Below are 19638 nucleotides of genomic sequence, written 5' to 3'. Positions count from 1 at the left end.
GCCCCTACTTCGGCTCGTACGCGGCCATCGCGGCCCGCACCGACGGGGAGAAGAGCTCGGGGCCGAGGCCGTCCGAATGGGCCAGGCCCTCCGCGGACAGCCGGAGCAGCCCGGCCGGCGCCTCCTCGTCCAGCCAGCCGAGGGCCTCGAACCGGCCCAGCTCCGCCGGGAAGTCCGCGAACGGCGAGGCGCCGAAACGCTCCTCGTACCCGGCGACCGGCATGCCCTCGGCCTGGAGCAGCGACTGGAGGAGATGGCGGCGCCTGGCCTCCTCGGCGTCGACCCACCGGCCGACCTCGGCCCGCGAGAAGTCCGCGGCCTCCGTGTAGGCGTCGATGATCGTACGGATCTCCCGCATGTCGACGGCGTAGTCGAAGGAGTAGTGGAGGGCCGAGGTGTACGAGCGGGCCCCGCAGCCCAGGCCGATCATCCCGTCGGTCTGGCAGGCGTAGTCGTCGGGGCCGAGCGGCGCGGCGTCCGTCCGGCGGAACATCCGCATCGACACCTGCTCGTAGCCGTGCGCGAGAAGATGGTCCCGGCCGTACCGGTAGAGGCGCAGCCGCTGCTCGTCCCACTCCCGGTCGGCGGCGGGGGAGATCCGGCCGAGGCCGGTGAGCGGCCGCACGTACAGCGGATAGAGGTACAGCTCCTCCGGCCGCCAGCCGAGGGCGGCGTCGAGCGAGGAGCGCCAGGACTCCTCGGTCTGGCCGTCGATGCCGTAGATCAGGTCGATGTTGAGCACGGGGACGCCGGTGTCCCGGATCCGGCCGAGGGCCGATTCGACGTCGGCACGGCGCTGCGGCCGGACCGCCGCCCGCGCCTCGGTCTCCACGAAGCTCTGCACTCCGATGCTGAGCCGGGTCGTGCCCCGCTCGGCGAGCACGGCGAGGCGGTCGGCGGTCGCCGTCGCGGGGGAGGTCTCCACGGACAGCGGCACCGCCCGCAGATCCACGCCCATCCGCTTCTCGGCGATGTCGCAGAGCCGCTCCAGCTCGCCGGCGGTGAGGAAGGTGGGTGTGCCGCCGCCGAACGCGGCCGTCGCGAACCGCACCGGGTCCCGGTCGCCGAGGGCCTCGCGGACGGCCGTGGCCTGGCGGTCGAGCGCGTCGAGATAACGCGTGGTCAGCTCGTCCGGGGCGCCGATCCGGGTGAAGAGGTTGCAGAAGCCGCAGCGGACCTCGCAGAACGGTATGTGCGCGTAGAGGGAGAGCGCGTCCTTGGGCTCGTCGCGCCAGAGCGCGGCGAGCGAGGGCGCGGGGTCTGGGAGCGGCCGGTACGCCGTCTTGTGCGGGTAGGCGTAGACGTAGCTCCGGTACGGACGCGGGGCGGCGCTGTCGCTCATGCCACGGCCTCCCGCTCCGGGCCGGCGAGCTCGAACTGCGCGTATGGGACCGTCCACACGACCTCGTGGCCGAGCCGGTGACCGGTGTACCCGTCCTCCCCGTACGCGGTTCCGTGGTCGGAGCAGACGATCGCGAAGCACGGACGGCGGCTGCTCATCGCGGCGAACAGCCGTCCGATGTGCCGGTCGACGTACTCCAGGGCGGCGGCGTGGGTGGCCCGGGAGTCGCCGGCCTCGCGGGTGGCGCCCGGCAGGTGGAACCAGTTGGGCTGGTGCAGCGCCGACACGTTGACGAAGAGGAACAGCCGCCGCTCCCGCGGGAGACCGGCGACGACCTCCTCGGCGCGGGCGACCTGCGACTCGAAGGAGGTGGGGGAGGCCACGCCGAACGACGGCTCCCAGTGGCTCTCCTGGAACAGGCCGGGGAGGACGGTGCCGAGCGGCGGCTGCCGGTTGAAGAAGCCGACGCCGCCGACGCAGACCGTCCGGTAGCCCGCGCCCGCGAGAGCGGACACGAAGTCCGGGGTGTCGTGGACGTAGGTGCCGTCGGCGGTCGTCTCGCTGCCGGCGAAGCGCGCCGCGAACAGCCGCGGGTGCGGGCCGGGGGAGGCCGGGGTCGGCAGGAATCCGGCGAAGATCGCCTGGTGGGAGGCGTAGGTGAAGCTGCCGGGCGCGTGGCGCCGCTCCCAGACTCCGCCGGGCAGATGACGGGCCAGGTGCGGGATGCGGCCCGCGGCCGCGAGCTCGGCCGCCACGTCGTACCGGAGCGTGTCGAGGGTGACCAGGAGCAGATCGTGGCTCCCGACGATCGTGTTCATGTCGGGCTGGTTCACGCGGTGCTCGTTCCTGTGGTGCTGGTGCTGGTGCTGGTGCTGGTGCTGGTGAGTTGAGAGGTGCGGGGGAAGTGGGCGGCGACCTGGGCCGCGTACGTGTCGAGGCCCTCGGCGCCGCTGCCGGGGAGGCCCGTGAGGCCCGGCAGCAGATCGCCGAAGGCGTTGACCTCGCCCACGGCGAAGCGGCGCCAGCCGGTCGAGGGCAGCAGGTCGACGCCCACGCACCGGGTGCCGGGGAAGACCGCGGCGGCCCGCTCGCACACGTCGAGCGCGTCGGACCACCGCGCCCCGGCCGCGGCGATCGCGGCCCGGGCCGCGACCAGATCGCCGCGGGTCCCGCCCAGATGGAGATTGGTCATGGGGGAGCGGCTGGTCCGCAGCACGGCGTGGGTGGCCCGCCCGTCGATCACCACCACCCGCAGGTCGGCGGCCCGGCCGCCCTGGGCGGCCTTGGGCAGCCAGCGCTCGAGGTGCAGCCCGTCGGGGGCGAGGGCGTCCACGATCGCGCCGACCTCGCGCTCGCTCGTGTAGCGCCGCACCCGCAGGGAGTTGAAGAGCCGTCCGCCGGGCCCGCGCTCCACCGAGGTGGTGGCGTGCACCCGGCCCGCGCCGTTCGTCTCGACCGCGAGCACCCCCGAGGCGGAGGAGCCGTGCGCGAGCTTCACGAAGACCCGGCGCAGGCCGGGCTCGGCGGTCAGGGCCCTGACGTCGGCCCAGCCCCGTACGACCGGGGCGGAGGGGCCGGACGTCGGCGACTCGGGCACCGGCACCCCGGCCGCGTGGAGCAGGCCGTGGCTCAGCCGCTTGTCGAACAGCTCCGCCAGCTCGGCGGGGTCGTCGACGAGCACGGCGCCCGCCTCGGCGACGGACCGGGCGAGCCCCGCGGTGGCGGCGACGAACCGCGCGTACCAGCGGCCGGTGCCCTCGACCCGCGCCGGATCGTCGACCTCCCGCAGCAGCCGGTCGGCCTCCGGGTCCTCGCCGGGCGAGTCCAGGCGTACGGTCTCGCCCTCGGCGAAGCGCGCCACGCCGCGCAGCACCTCGGGCCAGGACACCACCCGCGCCCCGGGCAGGCCGGCGGACCGCAGCGCGTCCTGGAAGAACGCGACGCGGCGGCCCGCCGGATCCCCGACGACCACGAGGCGCGGGCGGGCGGTCATTCGGCGACCGCGACGTACCGCCAGACGCGGCCGTCCTCTTCCTCGTCCGCCTCCTGCGCGTCGTCGAGGTCGACGGCCACGCCGTGCGGGACGAGCGCGGCGAGCACCCGCTCCCGCATGGCCTCCGACAGGTAGTGGTGGGAGAGGTCGAGGTGGCTGAGGTGCGTCAGGGGCTGTCCGTCGAGCAGGGCCGCGGCGCCCTCGTCCGTGAGGACGCCCATCGACAGGTCGAGCCGCTCGATCCGGGCGAGGACGGGGGCGCCCGCCACGGCGGCGGCCACGGCGTCCTGGATCACGCTGTTGCGCAGGCCGAGGGAGCGCAGGGCGGGGAACGCCGCGCCGGAGAGCAGCGGTGCGAGGTCGTCCGCCGTGCTGTCGCCGCCGTACTCGTCGGTTCCGAGCCAGAGTTCCAGATTCTCCAGGGCGGGCAGGTCACTGCCCACGATCCCGCGCACGACCTCGGCACCCAGCCCACCGGTCTCCACGACCAGGGTTTCCAGACCGGTGTGCCGGATCGGGGGGAAGGCCAGCTCCGAACCTCCGCGCACCCCGAACTCCCGCAGGGCCGGGTAGGCGGCGAGCAGCGGGGTCACATCGGACTGGACGATCCAGGAGATCTCGCAGTCCTCGCCCGTCATGTCGCCGAGGAAGACCGCCTCCAGGGACGTCAGCCGGTTGTTGGCGGCGATGAGCGCCGTGACGATGTCCGCCGAGGAGTTCTCGTACGCCTCGTCCCAGCCGCCGACGACCAGGGCGCGCACCCGCCCGACGTCGACCGTCTTCAGGAAACGCTCGAACTGCGCACCCCACTGCTCGTCGTCGTCCTCGCAGTAGGTCGGCGACGAGAGCCGCCAGGCGACCGCCGCGGCGTCGGGAAGGTCGACCCGGGTGTCCGATTCCGTGTCCTGGAAGGGGAACACGGGCAGCCCGTGGAATTCCTCGAGGTAGTGGCCAACGGTCATGACTGCGCTCCCGGACGACGGACGGCGTGGATCGGCTGATGGCAAGAGTTCTACCAAGCGGCACCGACAACGCCCTCGGGCGGGTGGCCTCCGAGGAGTCCGGGGCGGGGTCAGGGCTCGATTGTCAGACCCGGCCTCTAGCGTCGTTCTCGTGTTCGGCCGTAGCGCGCCGAACGGGGAGGGGAGAGCCATGTACCGGCAGGGAGACGTACTGATCGCGCCCGTCACGGAGACGGCCGTTCCGGAGCGGGTGAAGGCGGCGGCGGGGGAGCCCAGGGACGCCAGGGGCCGGCTGGTCCTGGCCCTCGGCGAGGTCACCGGGCACGCCCACGCGGTCCCCGGGCCCGGCCGACTCGTCCGGGAGCCGGGCCCCTTCGGCCCGCTGCTGCTCGAACTGCCCGAGGGCGGCCGGGTGGTGCACGAGGAGCACGCCCCGATACCGCTGCCCAAGGGCTGGTACCGGGTGGTGCGCCAGCGGGAGTACGTGCCCGGGGCGTACCGGATCGTCGCGGACTGACCGAGAGAGACCTGGGGGCTTCCACATGAACCACGCCGTCACGAACCACACCGCCACACAGCACAAGTGGCGTTCCGTCGCCGCGGCCACCGGCCCCGCCGACCGCGCCGCCGCGGAGGCCGGGGTCCGGCTCGCCTACCGCACAGCGGGCCTCGCCGAACCGGAGCGCGTGCTCTGGGCGGACTCACCGCTCGCCGCGGTCGCGCTCGTACGGGGACTGGTCGACCAGGGCCGTTCGGTCCGGGACGAGGTGCGCACCCGGCCGTGGGCCGAGGAGCGGCGCCGACTCCACGACGCCCTCGGACCGGCCGGCTGGGCGGACCACTGGCAGGCGACCGGGGCCCACCTCTGGGACCTCACCCGGAGCCTGGCCGATCGGATACGGGCCGGGGTGACGGAGGCCGCGACGGCCGCGGTTCCGGCCGCGCCGGCCGGCCCCGCCGCTGCCGCCGACACCGGTGGCGCCGCCCGTCCCGCTCCTTCCGGGCGGGAGGCGACCGCCGTGCGGCTCGTGCTGCTCGACGCGGTGCTCGGCCAGCACGACGCCGCCTGGCTCGCCGCCTTCGAGGGGCAGGGCGACCGCCTCGCCGGCCTGTCCGCCGTCGCCGAGCACGCGGGCTGGTGGTGGCCGTACGAGAAGGTGGCCGTGGTCTGCGAGCGGCCCGTGGAGCTGCACCGGGACGAGGCCGGGCGGCTCGACCGTGGCGACGGACCCGCGCTGGCGTTCGCCGACGGCTTCGCCCTGTACGCCTGGCGGGGGATGACCGTGCCCGCCGACTTCCTCGCCGGGCTCGCCGGGCTCACCCCGGAGCGGATACGGCAGGAGGAGAACGCCGAACTGCGGCGCGTGATGCTGGAGTACTACGGCTACGACCGCTACCTCGCCGCCTCGGGCGCGCGGCACGAGCACCGCGACGAGACCGGCGTGCTGTGGCGGGTGGAGCTGGCCGACGACGAGGACGTGGTGATGGTCGAGGTGGTCAACTCCACGCCCGAGCCGGACGGCAGCCATCGCACCTACTGGCTCCGGGTCCCGCCCACGACCCGGACCGCGCGGGAGGGCGTCGCCTGGACCTTCGGGCTGCACCCCGACGTGTACGAGCCGCTCGTCCAGACCTGAGCGCGCGTCCCGGGAGCGGCGCCCCGGGAGCGGCGGCCCTGCCGCAGCGACCCGGCCGTGCGGAGGCGCGACTGGTACGGAGAGGTGAAGGGCGCCGGCGGTCGGGAGTGGCGTACGGGAGGCGGCGGTGGCGGGTGCTGGGATGTGCCCGCCGGAGCCCCGGCACCCAGCCTCGAAGGGACCGCCCGTGACGATCCGTCGGCCAAGCGCCGCCCGTACCGCCCGTCTGCTCGCCGCCACCGCCGTGCTCGGCGGGCTGCTCGTCGGCACCGTGGCGCCCGCGCTGGCCGCCGCGCCGGAGCGGACGGCCCCGCGTGCCGTCCGGGCGGAGGCACCCGCCACGGTCACCGTCACGGGCCACGGCCGTGCGTCCGCGGCGCCCGACCTGGCGATCCTCTCCGTCGGGGTCGAGGCCACCCGTAAGACCGCGAAGGAGGCGATGGCCGCGCAGAACACCGCCGCCGAGGCCCTGCTCGCCGTGCTGGACAAGCAGGGGATCGCCGAGCGGGACATCCGTACCGACAGCCTCTCCCTGTCCCCGGTCTACACGCAGAACGCCGCGGGCGAGAGCAAGGTCACCGGCTACCAGGCCGGTCAGGCCTTCTCCGTGAAGGTCCGCGAGATCGACAGGGCCGGTCAGGTCATCGGCGCCGTCAACGACGCCACCGGGGACTCCGGCCGGATCAACGGTGTCGTCTTCGACGTCGCCGACCCGTCGGCGCTGCGGGTGAGGGCACGCGAGGCCGCCTACCGCGACGCGTACGACAAGGCGGCGCAGCACGCCCGCCTCAGCGGCCACCAGCTCGGCCGGCTCGTCTCGCTCAGCGAGGGAGAGTCCGCCCGCCCCGGTCCCGGCGCCGCCCCCGGAATCGCCCACGACGAGGCCGGCGTCCCGATGGCCCCGGGCGAGATCGAGGAGCAGGTCACGGTCTCGGCGGTCTTCGAGCTGGTGTGACCCGGTGAGTGCGGCGCGGTGAGGGAACCCCGGGGCCTGTCCGACCGGCCCGGCGGTCAGGCCCCGGAGAGCGCGTCGTCCCCGTCCCGGCCCGGACCTGTGGGCTCGCCGCCACCGACGCCGCGGCCCGGACCCGTGGGCTCGCCGCCACCGACGCCCCGGGCCGGACCGATGGGCTTGCCGACGCCGACGCCCCGGCCCGGACCCGTGTCCTCGCCGACGCCGACACTGCCACCCGCGCCCCGGCCCGTACCCGCATGCGCGCCCTCGTCGCCGCTTCCGCCGTCGTCCGGCAGGTTCAGCTCGCGGGCGAGGGCGGCGTCGGCCCAGCGCAGCATGGCGCTGCGGGAGAGGGAGCCGGCGTAGGCCGTCGTCTGGACGGCGAGGCCGTCGAGGAAGGCCGTGAGCCGCCAGGCGGCGGCCGCCGGGTCCGCGCAGCGGAACTCCCCGGCCTCGGCCCCCTCCGCGATCACCCGGGTCAGCGCCGCCTTCCACTCCTGGTCGAGGGAGGCCGCGACCCCGCGCAGCTCGGGATCGCGCAGGGAGGCCGCCCAGCCCTCGATCCACAGCCGCCAGCCCTTGGCCTGCCCGGTCGGCGCGTACCAGCGCACGGCGGCCCGGAGCCGGCGCACGGCGCTGGAGCGGCGCCCGAGGAGCCGGCGCAGATGGGCGAGGTCGCCCTCGGCGGCGTGCGCGAAGGCCGCGGCGACCAGTTGCTCCTTGGACGAGAAGTGGTAGAGCACCAGGGCGTTGCTCACTCCGAGCGCCGAGGCCACGTCGGCGATTCGGACGGCGGCCACCCCGCGCGCCTCGATCTGCTCGACGGCGGCCCGCAGCAGCTCCTCCCGCCGCTCCGCCACGCTCAACCGCACTCTTGCCACGTCACGCACCTTACACAGCACGTGACGCGGGCATGATCGTCAGCGGTCACGGAGCGACGGGGGGTTCAGTACCAGCCGTAGCGTTCGGCGATCTGCGGCAGCCGCTCGTCCACCAGCGCGTGCGCCGCGGCGCGCGGGCTCGTGCCGTCCGCCTCCGCCCGGTCGAGCATCCCGTCGACGAGCGTCCGCATGGCGCCGCGGACCCGGGCGAAGGCCTGGTCGGCGTCGGCCTCGATGTCGCCGAACAGCGTCCACCACCACCAGGCGTTCGTGCACGAGTTCACGACCACGTCGGGCAGCACCGTGACCCCCCGCGCGGCGAGGGCCTCCTCGGCCTCGGGCAGCACCGGCATGTTCGCCGCCTCGGCGATCCAGCGGGCCGTGATCCGCCCCTGGTTCCCGGCGTCGACCGCGTACGAGACGGCCGCCGGGACCAGTACCTCCGCCTCGGCCGTGAGCCAGGCGTCCCCGGGCTCCTCCCGGTCGCCGTGCCGCAGGGCGGCGCGGTCGACCGTGCCGTGGGCGTCCCGGGCCGCGAGCAGTGCCTCGACGTCGAGGCCGTCCGGGTTCACGATCGTGCCCCGGACGTCGGCCACGGCCACCACCCGCAGCCCGGCGCGCGCCAGGAACCGCGCGGTCGCCCCGCCCATCGTGCCGAGCCCCTGCACCGACACCCGGGTCCCGGCGTACGCCCGGTCCGCGCGGTCGAGGACGGTGAGGACCGACTCGGCGACCCCGAGCCCGCCGACCAGCTCGTCGAGGCCGATGCCGTCGACCTCGATCGCGAAGGCGTCGGCGAGGCGCCGGCGGGCCGCCGCCTCGTCGTCCAGGAGCGGGTAGACGGCCTGCACCGAGGAGACCAGGCCTGCCTCGGCCACGGCGCGGTCCACCAGGTCCTGGGTGAGGCCCAGGTCCTCCCCGGTGGTCCAGAACCGCTCGACGTACGGCCGCATCGCCCGGAGATAGCGCACGAGGACGCCGTACGCCTCGGGGGAGCGGGGGTCGCAGTCGATGCCGCCCTTGGCGCCGCCCAGCGGCACGTACCGGGCCTTCGGGTCGTAGTGCAGGGCCTCCTTCATGGTCATCCCGCGGGCGAGCCCGGTCACCTCCTCGACCGTGCAGCCCTCCCGCATCCGCAGGCCGCCGCTGGCCACCCCGCGCACCAGCCGGTCGACCACCAGATGGCCCCGGCGACCGGTCACGTGGTCGGTCCAGCCGACGGAAAGCAGCGGGGCGGAACTCATCGGACATCTCCTCGGGAGGGGCGGGCGGACCAGGGGCGGGCGGGCCGGGAGGCCGGGACGGCCGGGCGGACATACTGAATGACGGTTCAGTATGGCTGACCGTGCAGACCGTTCGCGGCGCGGGCCGCCCATAATGGAACGACCCCCAGAGATCAGGAGGTCCTGTGACCGGTACCGGCTCCGACCGCTCGCCACGGGCCCGGCTGCGCGCGCTGCGCCCCGAGTCCTTCGGCGCGGACCCCACGGGCGAGCGCCTCGCCCGCATCCACCGCTCGCCGAACTTCGCGGACGGGATCTTCCAGAACCCCGAACCCGCCCGACGGGGCCCCTCGGGCTCCAGTGTCGAGTTCGCCAAGATCTACTTCGACAAGGAAGGCCGTACGCGCCGCGCCCCCACCGGCACGATCCCGGTCCACCCGACCACGGTCGCCGACCTGGCCAGGCCCCCGGTCACCGGGCTGCGCCTGACCTGGATGGGGCACTCCGGCGTCCTCGCCGAGATCGACGGCCACCGGGTGCTCTTCGACCCGGTCTGGGGCGAGCGCTGCTCCCCCTTCCCCTTCGCCGGCCCCAAGCGGCTCCACCCGGTGCCCGCGCCGCTCGCCGCCCTCGGCCCGGTCGACGTCGTCGTGATCTCGCACGACCACTACGACCACCTCGACCTGCCGACGATCAAGGCGCTCGCCACCACCGACACCGTCTTCGCGGTGCCGCTGGGCGTCGGGGCCCACCTGGAGCGCTGGGGGGTGCCCGCCTCGCGGCTGCGCGAGCTGGACTGGAACGAGTCCACCGAGATCGGCGAGCTGCGGCTCACGGCCACCCCGGCCCGGCACTTCTGCGGCCGCGGGCTGCGCAACCGGCAGATGACGCTCTGGGCCTCCTGGGTCGTGACGGGCCCCTCCCACCGGATCTTCCACAGCGGGGACACCGGTTACTTCTCCGGTTTCAAGGACATCGGCGCGGCCCACGGGCCCTTCGACGCCACCATGATCCAGATCGGTGCCTACTCGGAGTTCTGGACCGACATCCACATGACCCCCGCCGAGGGCATGCGGGCCCATCTGGACCTCCAGGGCGGCGGGCCCGCCGGGGTGATGCTGCCGATCCACTGGGGCACCTTCAACCTCGCCCCGCACCCGTGGGCCGAACCGGGGGAGGGCACCGTCGAGGCCGCCGCCGGTGCCGCCCAGCGGATCGCCCTGCCCATCCCGGGCGAGCCCTTCGAACCGGGTGCCGAACAGGTGCCCGACAGCCCGTGGTGGCGTTCGGTCGCCCGCGTCCCCTCCGGCGGCTGGGCGGCGTCGGTTCTCACCGAGGGTGACGGTTCGCCCGCCGGCGGGTCGCACGGCAAAGCGGACGAGAACGCGGACGCAAACGCGGATGCGAACACGAGAGCGGGCGTGGGACGGACCTCCGGCGACCCCGGCACGGACACCGGCCGGGGTGCTCCTGAGGCGGCGCGGACCCCTTGAGGCCGTGAGCGGACCGGGCGGTCCGCACCCCTCCCGCGATTCCGGTCGGGGAGCAGTTCCGCAGAGGGCGGAGGCGTGACAACGCCTCCGCCCTCTTCCGTTCCGGTGCCCGGCGGCCCCGCCAGGCCAGGACGTCGAGATTCGGCCGATACTTCTCGGCCTGCCGGTCCTGCGGCAATACCAGAGCCGGCCGGGCTCCGGGGAAGTTTGCCAACTGAGCGACGCACATGAACGGTTGACGACTACAGTGTGTTGCCAGTGATCATCGGTAGGCTCTCAGCGGCACACGTCGCACACCCCCCCGAAGCACCCCGCGCCGTACCCCGCAGTCCCCTCCCGGAGTTCACCCGCAGTACGCCGATTCCTGGGCACGTTCGTACCAAGGACACTCATGTCGCAAGTTCGCGCACCCGCCCCGCGGTCCGACCGACGCGAGGGCGGTCGGCACGGCCGGTCAGGCGCCCGCCCCGCCCCCGGAGCCGGGGGCGACTCCCCGGCGCGGCCCCCCGCGTCGCACGCCGTGGAAACCCGTTTACGCCCCCAACTCCTCCGTACCTCCGTGCTTCCCGCCGTCGCGGTGGCACTGGGCGGGGCCGCGGCCGTGCTCTTCACCATCCGCTCCACCGGCGCCACCCCGACGCCCGGCCTCTGGGCCGCGCTCACCGGAGCCGCCGCGATCACGGTGGCCTCCGTGACGGCCGCCGCGCTCGGCGCCGACCGCGCCGCCAAGGCCGTCCTCCACCGCTGCACCGCCCTGCGCCGCACCAGCGCCCGCGGCCAGGGCGAACTGCAGGCGATCATCGAACAGTTGCGCAAGGGTGAGGGTCTTCCGCCCCGCCCCGAGCTGCCCACCAACGCCGCCTCCGGCGACGAGTTCGACCTGCTCTCCCAGGAGCTGGCGCGCTCTCACGAGGCCGCCGTGGCGGCCGTGGTGCAGGCGTCCGGACTCTCCAGCAGCGTCGGGGACGAACAGAAGGTCGAGGTCTTCGTCAACCTCGCCCGTCGTCTGCAGTCCCTGGTCCACCGCGAGATCCAGCTCCTCGACGAGCTGGAGAACGAGGTCGAGGACCCGGAGCTGCTCAAGGGCCTGTTCCACGTCGACCACCTGGCCACCCGCATCCGCCGGCACGCCGAGAACCTCGCCGTGCTCGGTGGCGCCGTCTCCCGCCGCCAGTGGTCGAACCCCGTCACCGTCACCGAGGTGCTGCGCTCCTCCATCGCCGAGGTCGAGCAGTACCCGCGGGTCAAGCTCGTCCCTCCGATCGACGGCGCTCTCCGGGGCCACGCCGTGGCCGACGTCATCCACCTCCTCGCCGAACTCGTCGAGAACGCCACGCTGTTCTCCGCGCCCCACACCACGGTGCTGCTCCGCGCGCAGTACGTCACGGCAGGCCTCGCGATCGAGGTCGAGGACCGCGGCCTCGGCATGCCCGTCACCGAGCAGGACAAGATGAACGCCCTGCTCGCCGACCCCGACCAGGTCAACGTCGCGCATCTGCTGCAGGACGGCCGCATCGGACTCTTCGTGGTCTCGGCCCTCGCCCGTCGCCACGGCATCGCCGTACGACTCCAGTCCAACATCTACGGCGGAGTCCAGGCCGTCCTCGTGCTCCCGCAGGGCCTCCTCGGAGCCGATCCCGGGGGTCTCGCCCAGCACGAGGGCCAGACCGCCGCGACCGCCGGACCCTCCGCGGTTCCGCCGCACCAGGTGCCGACGCAGCCCCAGCCGACGCAACAGCCGCACGTGCCGTCACAGCCCGCGCCCGCGGTCGACGCCCCGGCGGCGGCCCCGACGCCCATGACGGCGCCCATGACGGCACCCACGACGGCACCCACCACCGAGCGGCCGTACGGATACGAGGACTCCGGACGGACGCCCGCGGCACCGTCACCGGGGCGGTCGGCAGGAGCGGCACCCCCGGGCCCGCCGGCCTCGTTCCTCTCGCCGCTCCCCCCGGCGCCCGAGGGCGACGGCCGGCCCTCGCTCCCCAAGCGGCGCTCCCAGGAGCACCTCGTCCCGCAGCTGCGCGACGATCCGGTGAGCCGCAAGCCCGAGGAGCACGCCCTGCACGACCCGGGCCTGATGGCCGCGTTCCAGCGCGGCATCGGCCTCGCCGAGTCCCAGCCCGACCCCCACGAACCGCTGCGTCCAGGCGACGCGCACAAGGAGTAGACCCATGGCGAGCAATGTGCCGACCGGCCATTCCTCCGACCTCGACTGGCTGCTGAGCGGCCTCGTCCAGCGGGTCCCGTACACCCGCAACGCCGTTCTCCTCTCCTCCGACGGCCTCGTGAAATCCGTCCACGGCCTCGACCCCGACGCCGCCGACCACATGGCGGCCCTCGCCTCCGGCCTGTACTCCCTCGGCCGCAGCGCGGGCGCCCGGTTCGGCGACGGCGGCGAGGTGCGGCAGGTCGTCGTGGAGCTCGACTCCACCCTCCTGTTCGTGACCACGGCGGGTTCCGGCACCTGTCTCGCGGTGCTGGCCGGCCGCGAGGCGGACGCGGCGGTCCTCGGGTACGAGATGGCGATGCTCGTCAAGAGCGTCCGGCCGTACCTGGTCACCCCCGCCCGGCAGGCAGCCGGAGCGGTGGGCGGCATCGTCGGCCAGTGAAGGTGACGACCCCCGAGGAAGGGCCCTGGCTCGACGACGCGGCCGGCCGGCTGATCCGTCCGTACGCCGTCAGCGGTGGCCGGACCAGGCCGACCATCGCACTGGACCTGCTGTCCATGGTGATGGCGACCGGATCGTCACCCCAGGCCCCCATGGGCCCCGAGCACAGCCTGGCTCTCGGGCTGTGCGACGGGCCCACCTCGGTGGCCGAGATCGCGGCGCACCTCCGGCTTCCCGCCGTGGTCACCAAGGTCCTGCTCTCCGACCTCATGGACTGCGGGGCGCTCACCGCCCGCGCTCCCCGGTTCCACGCCAACCCGACCGACCGTTCCTTGCTGGAGGCAGTGCTCGATGGCCTACGACAACGGCTCTGAGCGCCACGACCGTCTCGCGACCGCGCCGTTCCCCACCGCCCTCAAGATCCTGGTGGCGGGCGGCTTCGGCGTGGGCAAGACGACGCTCGTCGGCGCGGTCAGCGAGATCGCACCGCTGAGCACCGAAGAACTGCTGACCGCGGTCAGCGCCGCCACCGACAGCCTGGAGGGCGTGGAGTCCAAGACCACGACCACCGTGGCCCTGGACTTCGGCCGGATCACGCTCGACGACCGCCATGTCCTCTACCTCTTCGGCACCCCCGGCCAGGAACGCTTCTGGTTCATGTGGGACGAGCTCTCCGAGGGTGCCCTCGGGGCGGTCGTCCTGGCCGACACCCGCCGGCTCCAGGAGTGCTTCGCCGCCGTGGACTTCTTCGAACGGCGGGGCATCCGCTTCGTCGTGGCGGTCAACGAGTTCGACGGCTCCTTCCGCTACGAGCCGGACGAGGTGCGGGCCGCGCTCGACCTCACACCGGAGGTGCCGGTCGTCCTCTGCGACGCCCGGCTCTCCAGCTCGGGCATCCGCACCCTGCTGACCCTCGTCGAGCACCTGCTCACCCACACCCCGGCCGCCGTGCCGAGCTACGGAGCCACGTCTTGACGTACGACCCCACCGGTCACCTCCTGCTGACCCCCATCGACAAGGACGCGCCGGCCCGTGTGCGGCGGCTGCGGGAACTCGGCCTCGGGGAACGGCCGGAGCCGGCGTTCGACGCGTTCGCCCACCGGCTCGCGGACGTGACCGGAGTCCCGTTCTCGATGGTCAACTTCATCGACGGGAACCGGCAGTTCTTCGCCGGGCTCCACACCCCCGAGGGCGCCCACCCGGTCGCGGCCCCCGCTACCGCCACGGCCGCGGGCGCCGTCGGCCGCTTCATGGCCCGCGACCACGGCTACTGCCCGCACGTCGTGGTGCGCCGCAAGGCGCTCGTCCTGGAGGACGTCCGCGACTACCCGCGCTTCGCTGGGAACCCGGTCGTGGACGAGATCGGCATCCGCTCCTACATGGGGGCGCCGCTGATGGACCGCACGGGTGTCGCTCTCGGCACCATCTGCGTGGTCGACACCGACGTCCGGCCGTGGGGGCGGGCCGGGCTCGAGACGATCAAGGCGATGGCGGCGGAGCTGATGGAGCAGATCAACCGTCGCGAGACGGCCTGCTCTGACCTGCTCTGACCTGTTCCGAGCTGCTCTGACCTTCTTCGACCGCCACGTGTGTGGTCTGCGTCACGACGTGTCGCCTGGCGGCGGGCCTTGCCCTTGGCCACTCGCGGGTGGGCCGGGACGGGACACCGGCGCCAGGGTCGGTCACGGACGGTGAGTGGCCCGCTTCTCCCGGCACCGTCTCCGGAGTGCCGGGAAAGGGTTCGTGACCACCGGGGAAAGTGCGGTATTGTTCTCATGCGCGTCCAGCCAGGGGAAACCCCAGGTCAGACGGGCAGCGGGACGTGGCGCAGCTTGGTAGCGCACTTGACTGGGGGTCAAGGGGTCGCAGGTTCAAATCCTGTCGTCCCGACTCGAAAGAGTCGTAGGTCAGAGGCCGTTTCAGAGCAATCTGAAGCGGCCTCTGACCTGTTTGGCGGATGCGGAACCGGTGTACTCCCGGCGGCCGTCGGCCGTGCCCGCGCAGGCGGCCCCCGGGGACGTCCCCGTGCCGTGGGCAGCACGGTCAAGGCCGGGGCGGCGGTCAGGAGGGCGCGTTCAGTGGCCGGCCGGGCGGACCAGACCGGTGTCGAAGGCGAAGACGGCTGCCTGGGTGCGGTCGCGCAGCCCCAGCTTGACCAGGATGCGGCTCACATGGGTCTTGACGGTCTGTTCGGCCACGACGAGACGGGTCGCTATCTCCGCGTTCGACAGACCCTGGGCTACGTGGGTCAGGACCTCGGTCTCCCGCTCCGTCAGCGTGCCGACGCGTTCCTTCAGGGGGCTGCGCGGCGTGGCACTGAGCCGCGAGAACTCCGCGATCAGGCGTTTGGTGAGGTCCGGGGCGAGCAGGGCGTCGCCCCGCGCCACCACCCTCACGGCCTCGGCGAGTTCGGCGGCGGAGGCGTCCTTGAGCAGGAATCCGGAGGCGCCGGCGCGCAGGGCCTCGTAGACGTACTCGTCGAGGTCGAAGGTGGTCAGGACGAGGACCTTCACGGTGGAGCCGGCGGCCGTGGTGAGCACGCGGGTGGCCTCGATGCCGCCGGTTCCGGGCATGCGGATGTCCATCAGGACGACGTCGGGCGAGAGTTCCGCGACCTTGGCCACCGCGTCGGCGCCGTCCACGGCCTGACCGACGACCTCGATGCCGGGTTCGGCGTTGAGCAGCACCGTGAACCCCTGTCTGACCATCATCTGGTCGTCCGCGATGAGGACACGGATGGTGCCGCTGGTCATGTGCCGTCCTTGGGGGTGTCGAGGGGCAGGGTGGCGGTCACCTCGTAACCGCCGTCCGTGGTCGGCCCGGCGACCAGCTCGCCGCCCAGCATGGCGGTGCGTTCCCGCATGCCGAGCAGGCCGTGGCCGAGTCCCGGCGACAGCGGGAGGGTGGAGGGGTCGGCGGGGCGCGGGGCCGGGGCGTTGGCGATCCGGAGCGTGAGTCCGGTGGTCAGGTAGCCGGTCTCCACCCGCACCGGGGCTCCCGGCGCGTGCCGCATCGCGTTGCTGAGCGCCTCCTGGACGATGCGGTACGCGGACAGCTCGACGCCCGGGGAGAGCCGGCGGCGTTCTCCGCTGGTGGCGGTGTCGACGGACAGGCCGGCGGCACGGACGTTGTCGAGCAGTTCGTCGAGCCGGTCCAGGGTGGGCTGCGGAGCGTGCCGTACGGAGTCGGCCGCCGGGTCCTCCGCGCGCAGGACGCCGAGGACGCGGCGCAGTTCGGTCAGTGCCTCGACGGCGTTCTGGCGGATGCCCGCCAGGTTCTCCCGCAGTTCCTCGGAGGGGTTCTCGACGAGGTGGGGGGCCACCTGAGCCTGGATGGAGATCACGGACATGTGGTGGGCGACGACGTCGTGGAGTTCGCGGGCGATCCGACCGCGCTCCTCCAGGATGGTGCGCATGGCCCGCTCCTCGGCGGTCAGGACCTCCTGTTCGACCAGTTTGTTCCGGGCCACCCGGCTCAGCCGCAGCGAGGCGCCGACGACCGCCGCGATCGAGAAGGCGAGCGTGCCGCCGACCAGGTCCTCGTTGTGCACGATGCCCGAGGGTACGGCCGCGCTGCACAGCCCCGAGAGCACGGTGAGCAGGAGCGTCACGGCGGTGACGAGAGGGGGGACGCGCAGCGCGAGGAGCAGCCCCACGAAGGTGTGCACGACGATGCCCCAGATGCTCCAGGGCCAGAGCAGGTCGGGCCCGACGGTCGCGTCGGCGATCTCGGAGGTCAGGACCAGGCTGAGCGTGGACAGCCACCAGGCCGGCACCGGGCGGCTCAGCGCGAGGACGAGGGAGGCGGCCTGGAGGATCACGAGGAGCTCGACCGGAGGGGTGAGGACGGTCATCGCCTCGCCGTACTCGGCCATCTTGGCGAAGCCCGCGAAGACGGCGAGCAGCACGAGGTGTCCGTGCGGGAGCCAGCCGAACCAGGTCTGACGGGGCAGTGGGTCGCGGGCCGTCGTCCACAGGCCGCGGCGCAGCGTGCGCGGGGCCCTGCGCAGGGCGGCGCGCAGCGCCCGCCCGTAACCGTCCCCCACCCGTTCCCCCTTACCGGTCAGGTCCACCCTATGCACGCCGCACCTGCTTCCCCGCGGTGGGTCGCCGTGCCCGGGACGGACGGCGGCCGCCCGCTTCGTACGTACGGAAGACGGCGACGCACGAGAGCAGCGCGAGCCCGAACACGGGCAGCCAGGCGAGCCGTGCGAGGACCCAGCCGTATCCGTCGGGGACGGTGTGCAGACCGGTCAGCGGGCCGTGCCCGGTCAGTCCGCCGGCGAGGAGGCCCAGCACCGTCACGGCCATCATCGCGGTCTGGTGCCACAGGAAGACCGTCATGGCACCGAGGTTGAGGAGGGCCACGGGCGCCCAGGCCGCGGGCCGGCTCAGGGCCCGGCGCAGCGGTCCGACGAGGAGGAACGCCGCGCCGCACTGGGCGATGCCGAAGGTGACGGCGGCGAGCGTGGGCGGGTTGAGGTTGGAGACGGCCGTGCCGGGCACGCCGACCATGGACGCCGGATAGCCGGCCAGGACGACGAGCAGGACGGTGGCCGGCACGCCCGTGATCAGCAGGGCCCGCCCCATGGTTCGCTCCCTGACGCCGTGCCGGGCCCACAGCGTGCCGAGGCAGTACGGGACGAGCCAGCCGGCCGCCACGTTCGTCCAGCCGAGCCAGTCGGGTCCGCCGAAGCCGAAGCGGACCACGTCGACGTGCAGGACGACGGCGAACGGCCACAGCGGGTGCACCTTGGCGACCAGTGGGGTCGCCGCCGTGAGGGCGGCGAAGACCAGCAGGAACCAGAGCGGGGAGAGCACGAGCCTGCCCAGCGCGTGCACGGTCTGCCAGGGCACCCCGCCCAGCGTCATGGCGAGCGCCGCGGCGGCCCACACGGCGAGGACGACGGCCACGGGCCGGAACAGCCGGCCGAGGCGCGCGATCAGCCAGTCGCGGTAGGACGTGCCCCGGGCGAGGGCGGCGGCGTGGCTTCCGGCGGCGACCCGTCCGCCGACCAGGAAGAAGACGGCCAGCGTCTGGAAGACCCAGGAGACCGGGGCGAACTCGGGCAGCCGGCTCAGCGGGCTGACGGCTCGTAGGGTGCCGCTGTCGGTGGTCAGCGCCGTGACGAGCCAGTGTCCGAGGACCACGCCCAGGATGGCGAGGGCGCGCAAGGCGTCGAGGGCGCGGTCGCGGCCGGGCGGGGTGGCGGCGTCGACCCGCCGGGCGAGGTCACGCATCGGCCGGATCCCGTCCCGCGACGATCCGGGCCATGTTCCGCAGGGGTATGGAGCCGGGGCGGAGGTAGTCGCTGTGGCCGCCCGGGCCGGCGTCGAAGACCCGGGCGCCGAATTCCGGGGCGACGGGGTCGGTGCCGAAGCCGAGTGCGCCGAACGGCAGGGAGGCGCGGACGTGGGGGACATGGGCGATCCAGTCGTCCGTGCCACGGCCGGCCCAGACGGTGGCTGTGGTGCCGAGGTCGGCGGCACGGTCGGCGCCGGTGCCGGGGCTGCCGTAGAGCACGAGGTCGGCGACGGGGAGGCGGTCCGCGGCCTCGGCGCAGACCACGGAGCCGTACGAGTGGCACAGCAGGGTCAGGCGCGCCCGTGGTGCGGCGGTGGCCAGTTCACGCACGAAGGACGCGAGGAGCGGGGCGGCCTCCTCGGCGCGGCCGGAGGTCGTCGCGGCGGCGCTGAGGGTGGCGGGGGTCCGGTAGCCGAGCCAGGCCAGGACGGCCGTCCCACGGCCCAGTTCGCGCTGCAGCGCGGCGGCTCCGGACCGGAAGCGGTGGCTGTCGAGCCGGGTGTCGGAGCCGGGCACGAGGACGGCTGCCCGGGTGGCGCCGACGAGGTCGCCGAACACCTCGACGCTGCGGCCGCCGTCTCGGCCGTCGAAGGACAGGAGTCGGTGGTCCTCCCCGGCCATGGCCCGCAGGGTGGCGGCGCGTCCGTGGTCGCCGTGGGCGTCGGCCATGGCCTCGGCGGCCCGGACGACGGAGCGGTTGGCGGCGTAGCGCGCGGCGAGTTCGCCGGGCGCGGCGAGCGAGAGCGGAGCGAGCGGGGCGGGGGAGGGCGCGGGCACGGCGGCCGGGCCGGCCGCGCCGGCGGTGGGCACCGCCACCGAGGCGGCGACGAGGGCGGCGAGCAGGGTGCGGCGCAGGCGGCGGCTGCGCGGGCGGGACGCCATGGCGTGGTCCTTCCGTACCGGGGTGGTTCTTGATTCCGGTGCCGAAACTACGGATCACGCCGGGTAACCGACGTCCCGCCAGGGGGGACACCTGCCGCGTAGCTCTTGAGTACTACGGGTACGGGGCGGCGCGGGGGCCTGGCCCGGCTCCCCCGGAACGGCTCCTGAACTCCGGGGGATCCGCAGACCATCGCCCTGACGAAGCGTCAAGCAACGCTCCTGATGCGCGTGTTCGGACCTCGATGGGCCGGCCTTGTCGCCTCCCGTGGCCGGACGCGACGGTCCGGGTCCGCCCCGTCGCCGGGGCCGTGCACGGCCGCACGGCGTCACCACCCGAGGGGGGGCGACGCC

Annotated in this window: 18 protein-coding genes, 1 tRNA gene and 1 pseudogene; 10 read left to right on the top strand and 10 right to left on the bottom strand. The window is 74.1% G+C overall.

Translation table 11 applies throughout. The annotated features are described in order from the left end of the window. Positions 1 to 4: 4 nt before the first annotated feature. The 4 genes from ACIP84_RS06100 to ACIP84_RS06085 are packed head-to-tail and all read right to left on the bottom strand — an operon-like array spanning position 5 to position 4297. Positions 5 to 1342: an STM4012 family radical SAM protein gene (locus tag ACIP84_RS06100; protein ID WP_401795049.1), complete on the bottom strand. Its 1338-nt coding sequence runs from the start codon at positions 1340 to 1342 to the stop codon at positions 5 to 7. Next, positions 1339 to 2160: an STM4013/SEN3800 family hydrolase gene (locus ACIP84_RS06095; RefSeq protein ID WP_401795698.1), complete on the bottom strand. Its 822-nt coding sequence runs from the start codon at positions 2158 to 2160 to the stop codon at positions 1339 to 1341. The genes ACIP84_RS06100 and ACIP84_RS06095 overlap by 4 nt, the downstream gene beginning before the upstream one ends. Positions 2161 to 2171: 11 nt before the next feature. Then, positions 2172 to 3335 carry an STM4014 family protein gene (locus ACIP84_RS06090; RefSeq protein ID WP_401795046.1) on the bottom strand — a complete coding sequence of 388 codons (1164 nt, stop codon included), beginning with the start codon at positions 3333 to 3335 and terminating at the stop codon, positions 2172 to 2174. Then, positions 3332 to 4297, bottom strand: a complete 966-nt coding sequence (locus ACIP84_RS06085) for an STM4015 family protein (RefSeq protein WP_355961430.1) — start codon at positions 4295 to 4297, stop codon at positions 3332 to 3334. The genes ACIP84_RS06090 and ACIP84_RS06085 overlap by 4 nt, the downstream gene beginning before the upstream one ends. 190 nt (positions 4298 to 4487) lie before the next feature. Here ACIP84_RS06085 and ACIP84_RS06080 point away from each other — a divergent pair, with 190 nt between their 5' ends. The 3 genes from ACIP84_RS06080 (at position 4488) to ACIP84_RS06070 (ending at position 6889) form a co-directional block, all read left to right on the top strand. Then, positions 4488 to 4814, top strand: a complete 327-nt coding sequence (locus ACIP84_RS06080; protein WP_355961428.1) for a hypothetical protein — start codon at positions 4488 to 4490, stop codon at positions 4812 to 4814. Between the two features lie 25 nt (positions 4815 to 4839). Then, complete coding sequence (locus ACIP84_RS06075; protein WP_401795041.1) at positions 4840 to 5934, top strand: DUF6745 domain-containing protein; 1095 nt, start codon at positions 4840 to 4842, stop codon at positions 5932 to 5934. A 187-nt stretch (positions 5935 to 6121) separates the two neighbouring features. Further along, positions 6122 to 6889: an SIMPL domain-containing protein gene (locus ACIP84_RS06070; RefSeq protein WP_355961424.1), complete on the top strand. Its 768-nt coding sequence runs from the start codon at positions 6122 to 6124 to the stop codon at positions 6887 to 6889. A gap of 293 nt (positions 6890 to 7182) precedes the next feature. Here the strand turns inward: ACIP84_RS06070 and ACIP84_RS06065 are convergent. Beyond that, positions 7183 to 7770, bottom strand: a pseudogene (locus ACIP84_RS06065) (TetR/AcrR family transcriptional regulator); the annotation flags it as partial. Positions 7771 to 7835: 65 nt separating this feature from the next. Then, on the bottom strand, positions 7836 to 9014 hold the full coding sequence (locus tag ACIP84_RS06060) for a Glu/Leu/Phe/Val dehydrogenase dimerization domain-containing protein (protein WP_401795038.1): 1179 nt from the start codon (positions 9012 to 9014) through the stop codon (positions 7836 to 7838). A gap of 164 nt (positions 9015 to 9178) precedes the next feature. Between ACIP84_RS06060 and ACIP84_RS06055 the strand changes: the two genes are divergently transcribed. The 7 genes from ACIP84_RS06055 (at position 9179) to ACIP84_RS06025 (ending at position 14991) form a co-directional block, all read left to right on the top strand. Continuing rightward, positions 9179 to 10486 (top strand): MBL fold metallo-hydrolase, encoded by a 1308-nt coding sequence (locus ACIP84_RS06055; RefSeq protein WP_401795035.1) that lies wholly within the window; start codon positions 9179 to 9181, stop codon positions 10484 to 10486. 391 nt (positions 10487 to 10877) lie between these two features. Further along, positions 10878 to 12659, top strand: coding sequence for a sensor histidine kinase (locus ACIP84_RS06050; protein WP_401795032.1), 1782 nt, complete (start codon positions 10878 to 10880; stop codon positions 12657 to 12659). Between the two features lie 4 nt (positions 12660 to 12663). Next, a complete protein-coding gene (locus ACIP84_RS06045; RefSeq protein ID WP_355961415.1) occupies positions 12664 to 13101 on the top strand; it encodes a roadblock/LC7 domain-containing protein in 438 nt (145 codons plus the stop codon). Beyond that, positions 13098 to 13475 carry a DUF742 domain-containing protein gene (locus ACIP84_RS06040; protein WP_401795029.1) on the top strand — a complete coding sequence of 126 codons (378 nt, stop codon included), beginning with the start codon at positions 13098 to 13100 and terminating at the stop codon, positions 13473 to 13475. The genes ACIP84_RS06045 and ACIP84_RS06040 overlap by 4 nt, the downstream gene beginning before the upstream one ends. Next, positions 13453 to 14076 carry a GTP-binding protein gene (locus ACIP84_RS06035; RefSeq protein WP_401795026.1) on the top strand — a complete coding sequence of 208 codons (624 nt, stop codon included), beginning with the start codon at positions 13453 to 13455 and terminating at the stop codon, positions 14074 to 14076. Before ACIP84_RS06040 ends, ACIP84_RS06035 begins: the two co-directional genes overlap by 23 nt. After that, positions 14073 to 14651 (top strand): GAF domain-containing protein, encoded by a 579-nt coding sequence (locus tag ACIP84_RS06030; RefSeq protein ID WP_401795023.1) that lies wholly within the window; start codon positions 14073 to 14075, stop codon positions 14649 to 14651. The genes ACIP84_RS06035 and ACIP84_RS06030 overlap by 4 nt, the downstream gene beginning before the upstream one ends. 266 nt (positions 14652 to 14917) lie before the next feature. Continuing rightward, positions 14918 to 14991, top strand: a tRNA-Pro gene (locus ACIP84_RS06025). A gap of 185 nt (positions 14992 to 15176) precedes the next feature. Here the strand turns inward: ACIP84_RS06025 and ACIP84_RS06020 are convergent. Genes ACIP84_RS06020 through ACIP84_RS06005 form a run of 4 tightly spaced genes read right to left on the bottom strand, consistent with a single transcriptional unit; the run spans position 15177 to position 19287 of the window. After that, positions 15177 to 15854 (bottom strand): response regulator transcription factor, encoded by a 678-nt coding sequence (locus ACIP84_RS06020; protein ID WP_355961407.1) that lies wholly within the window; start codon positions 15852 to 15854, stop codon positions 15177 to 15179. After that, positions 15851 to 17146: a sensor histidine kinase gene (locus ACIP84_RS06015; RefSeq protein WP_401795019.1), complete on the bottom strand. Its 1296-nt coding sequence runs from the start codon at positions 17144 to 17146 to the stop codon at positions 15851 to 15853. Before ACIP84_RS06015 ends, ACIP84_RS06020 begins: the two co-directional genes overlap by 4 nt. Before the next feature lie 28 nt (positions 17147 to 17174). Further along, on the bottom strand, positions 17175 to 18341 hold the full coding sequence (locus ACIP84_RS06010; protein ID WP_401795016.1) for an acyltransferase: 1167 nt from the start codon (positions 18339 to 18341) through the stop codon (positions 17175 to 17177). After that, positions 18334 to 19287 carry an alpha/beta hydrolase gene (locus tag ACIP84_RS06005; RefSeq protein WP_401795013.1) on the bottom strand — a complete coding sequence of 318 codons (954 nt, stop codon included), beginning with the start codon at positions 19285 to 19287 and terminating at the stop codon, positions 18334 to 18336. Before ACIP84_RS06005 ends, ACIP84_RS06010 begins: the two co-directional genes overlap by 8 nt. Positions 19288 to 19638 lie beyond the last annotated feature (351 nt).

Origin of the sequence: Streptomyces sp. NPDC088707 (assembly GCF_044752725.1) — a bacterium.
In the GTDB taxonomy this organism is placed as follows: domain Bacteria; phylum Actinomycetota; class Actinomycetes; order Streptomycetales; family Streptomycetaceae; genus Streptomyces.
Note: the sequence above shows the minus strand (reverse complement) of the source record. Positions and strands in the feature narration are given on the sequence as shown.

Coding starts and splice junctions, on each gene's coding strand:
- ACIP84_RS06100 (WP_401795049.1), bottom strand. CDS start 1,342: ATGAGCGACAGCGCCGCCCCGCGTCCGTACCGGAGCTACGTCTACGCC.
- ACIP84_RS06095 (WP_401795698.1), bottom strand. CDS start 2,160: ATGAACACGATCGTCGGGAGCCACGATCTGCTCCTGGTCACCCTCGAC.
- ACIP84_RS06090 (WP_401795046.1), bottom strand. CDS start 3,335: ATGACCGCCCGCCCGCGCCTCGTGGTCGTCGGGGATCCGGCGGGCCGC.
- ACIP84_RS06085 (WP_355961430.1), bottom strand. CDS start 4,297: ATGACCGTTGGCCACTACCTCGAGGAATTCCACGGGCTGCCCGTGTTC.
- ACIP84_RS06080 (WP_355961428.1), top strand. CDS start 4,488: ATGTACCGGCAGGGAGACGTACTGATCGCGCCCGTCACGGAGACGGCC.
- ACIP84_RS06075 (WP_401795041.1), top strand. CDS start 4,840: ATGAACCACGCCGTCACGAACCACACCGCCACACAGCACAAGTGGCGT.
- ACIP84_RS06060 (WP_401795038.1), bottom strand. CDS start 9,014: ATGAGTTCCGCCCCGCTGCTTTCCGTCGGCTGGACCGACCACGTGACC.
- ACIP84_RS06050 (WP_401795032.1), top strand. CDS start 10,878: ATGTCGCAAGTTCGCGCACCCGCCCCGCGGTCCGACCGACGCGAGGGC.
- ACIP84_RS06045 (WP_355961415.1), top strand. CDS start 12,664: ATGGCGAGCAATGTGCCGACCGGCCATTCCTCCGACCTCGACTGGCTG.
- ACIP84_RS06035 (WP_401795026.1), top strand. CDS start 13,453: ATGGCCTACGACAACGGCTCTGAGCGCCACGACCGTCTCGCGACCGCG.
- ACIP84_RS06020 (WP_355961407.1), bottom strand. CDS start 15,854: ATGACCAGCGGCACCATCCGTGTCCTCATCGCGGACGACCAGATGATG.
- ACIP84_RS06010 (WP_401795016.1), bottom strand. CDS start 18,341: ATGCGTGACCTCGCCCGGCGGGTCGACGCCGCCACCCCGCCCGGCCGC.
- ACIP84_RS06005 (WP_401795013.1), bottom strand. CDS start 19,287: ATGGCGTCCCGCCCGCGCAGCCGCCGCCTGCGCCGCACCCTGCTCGCC.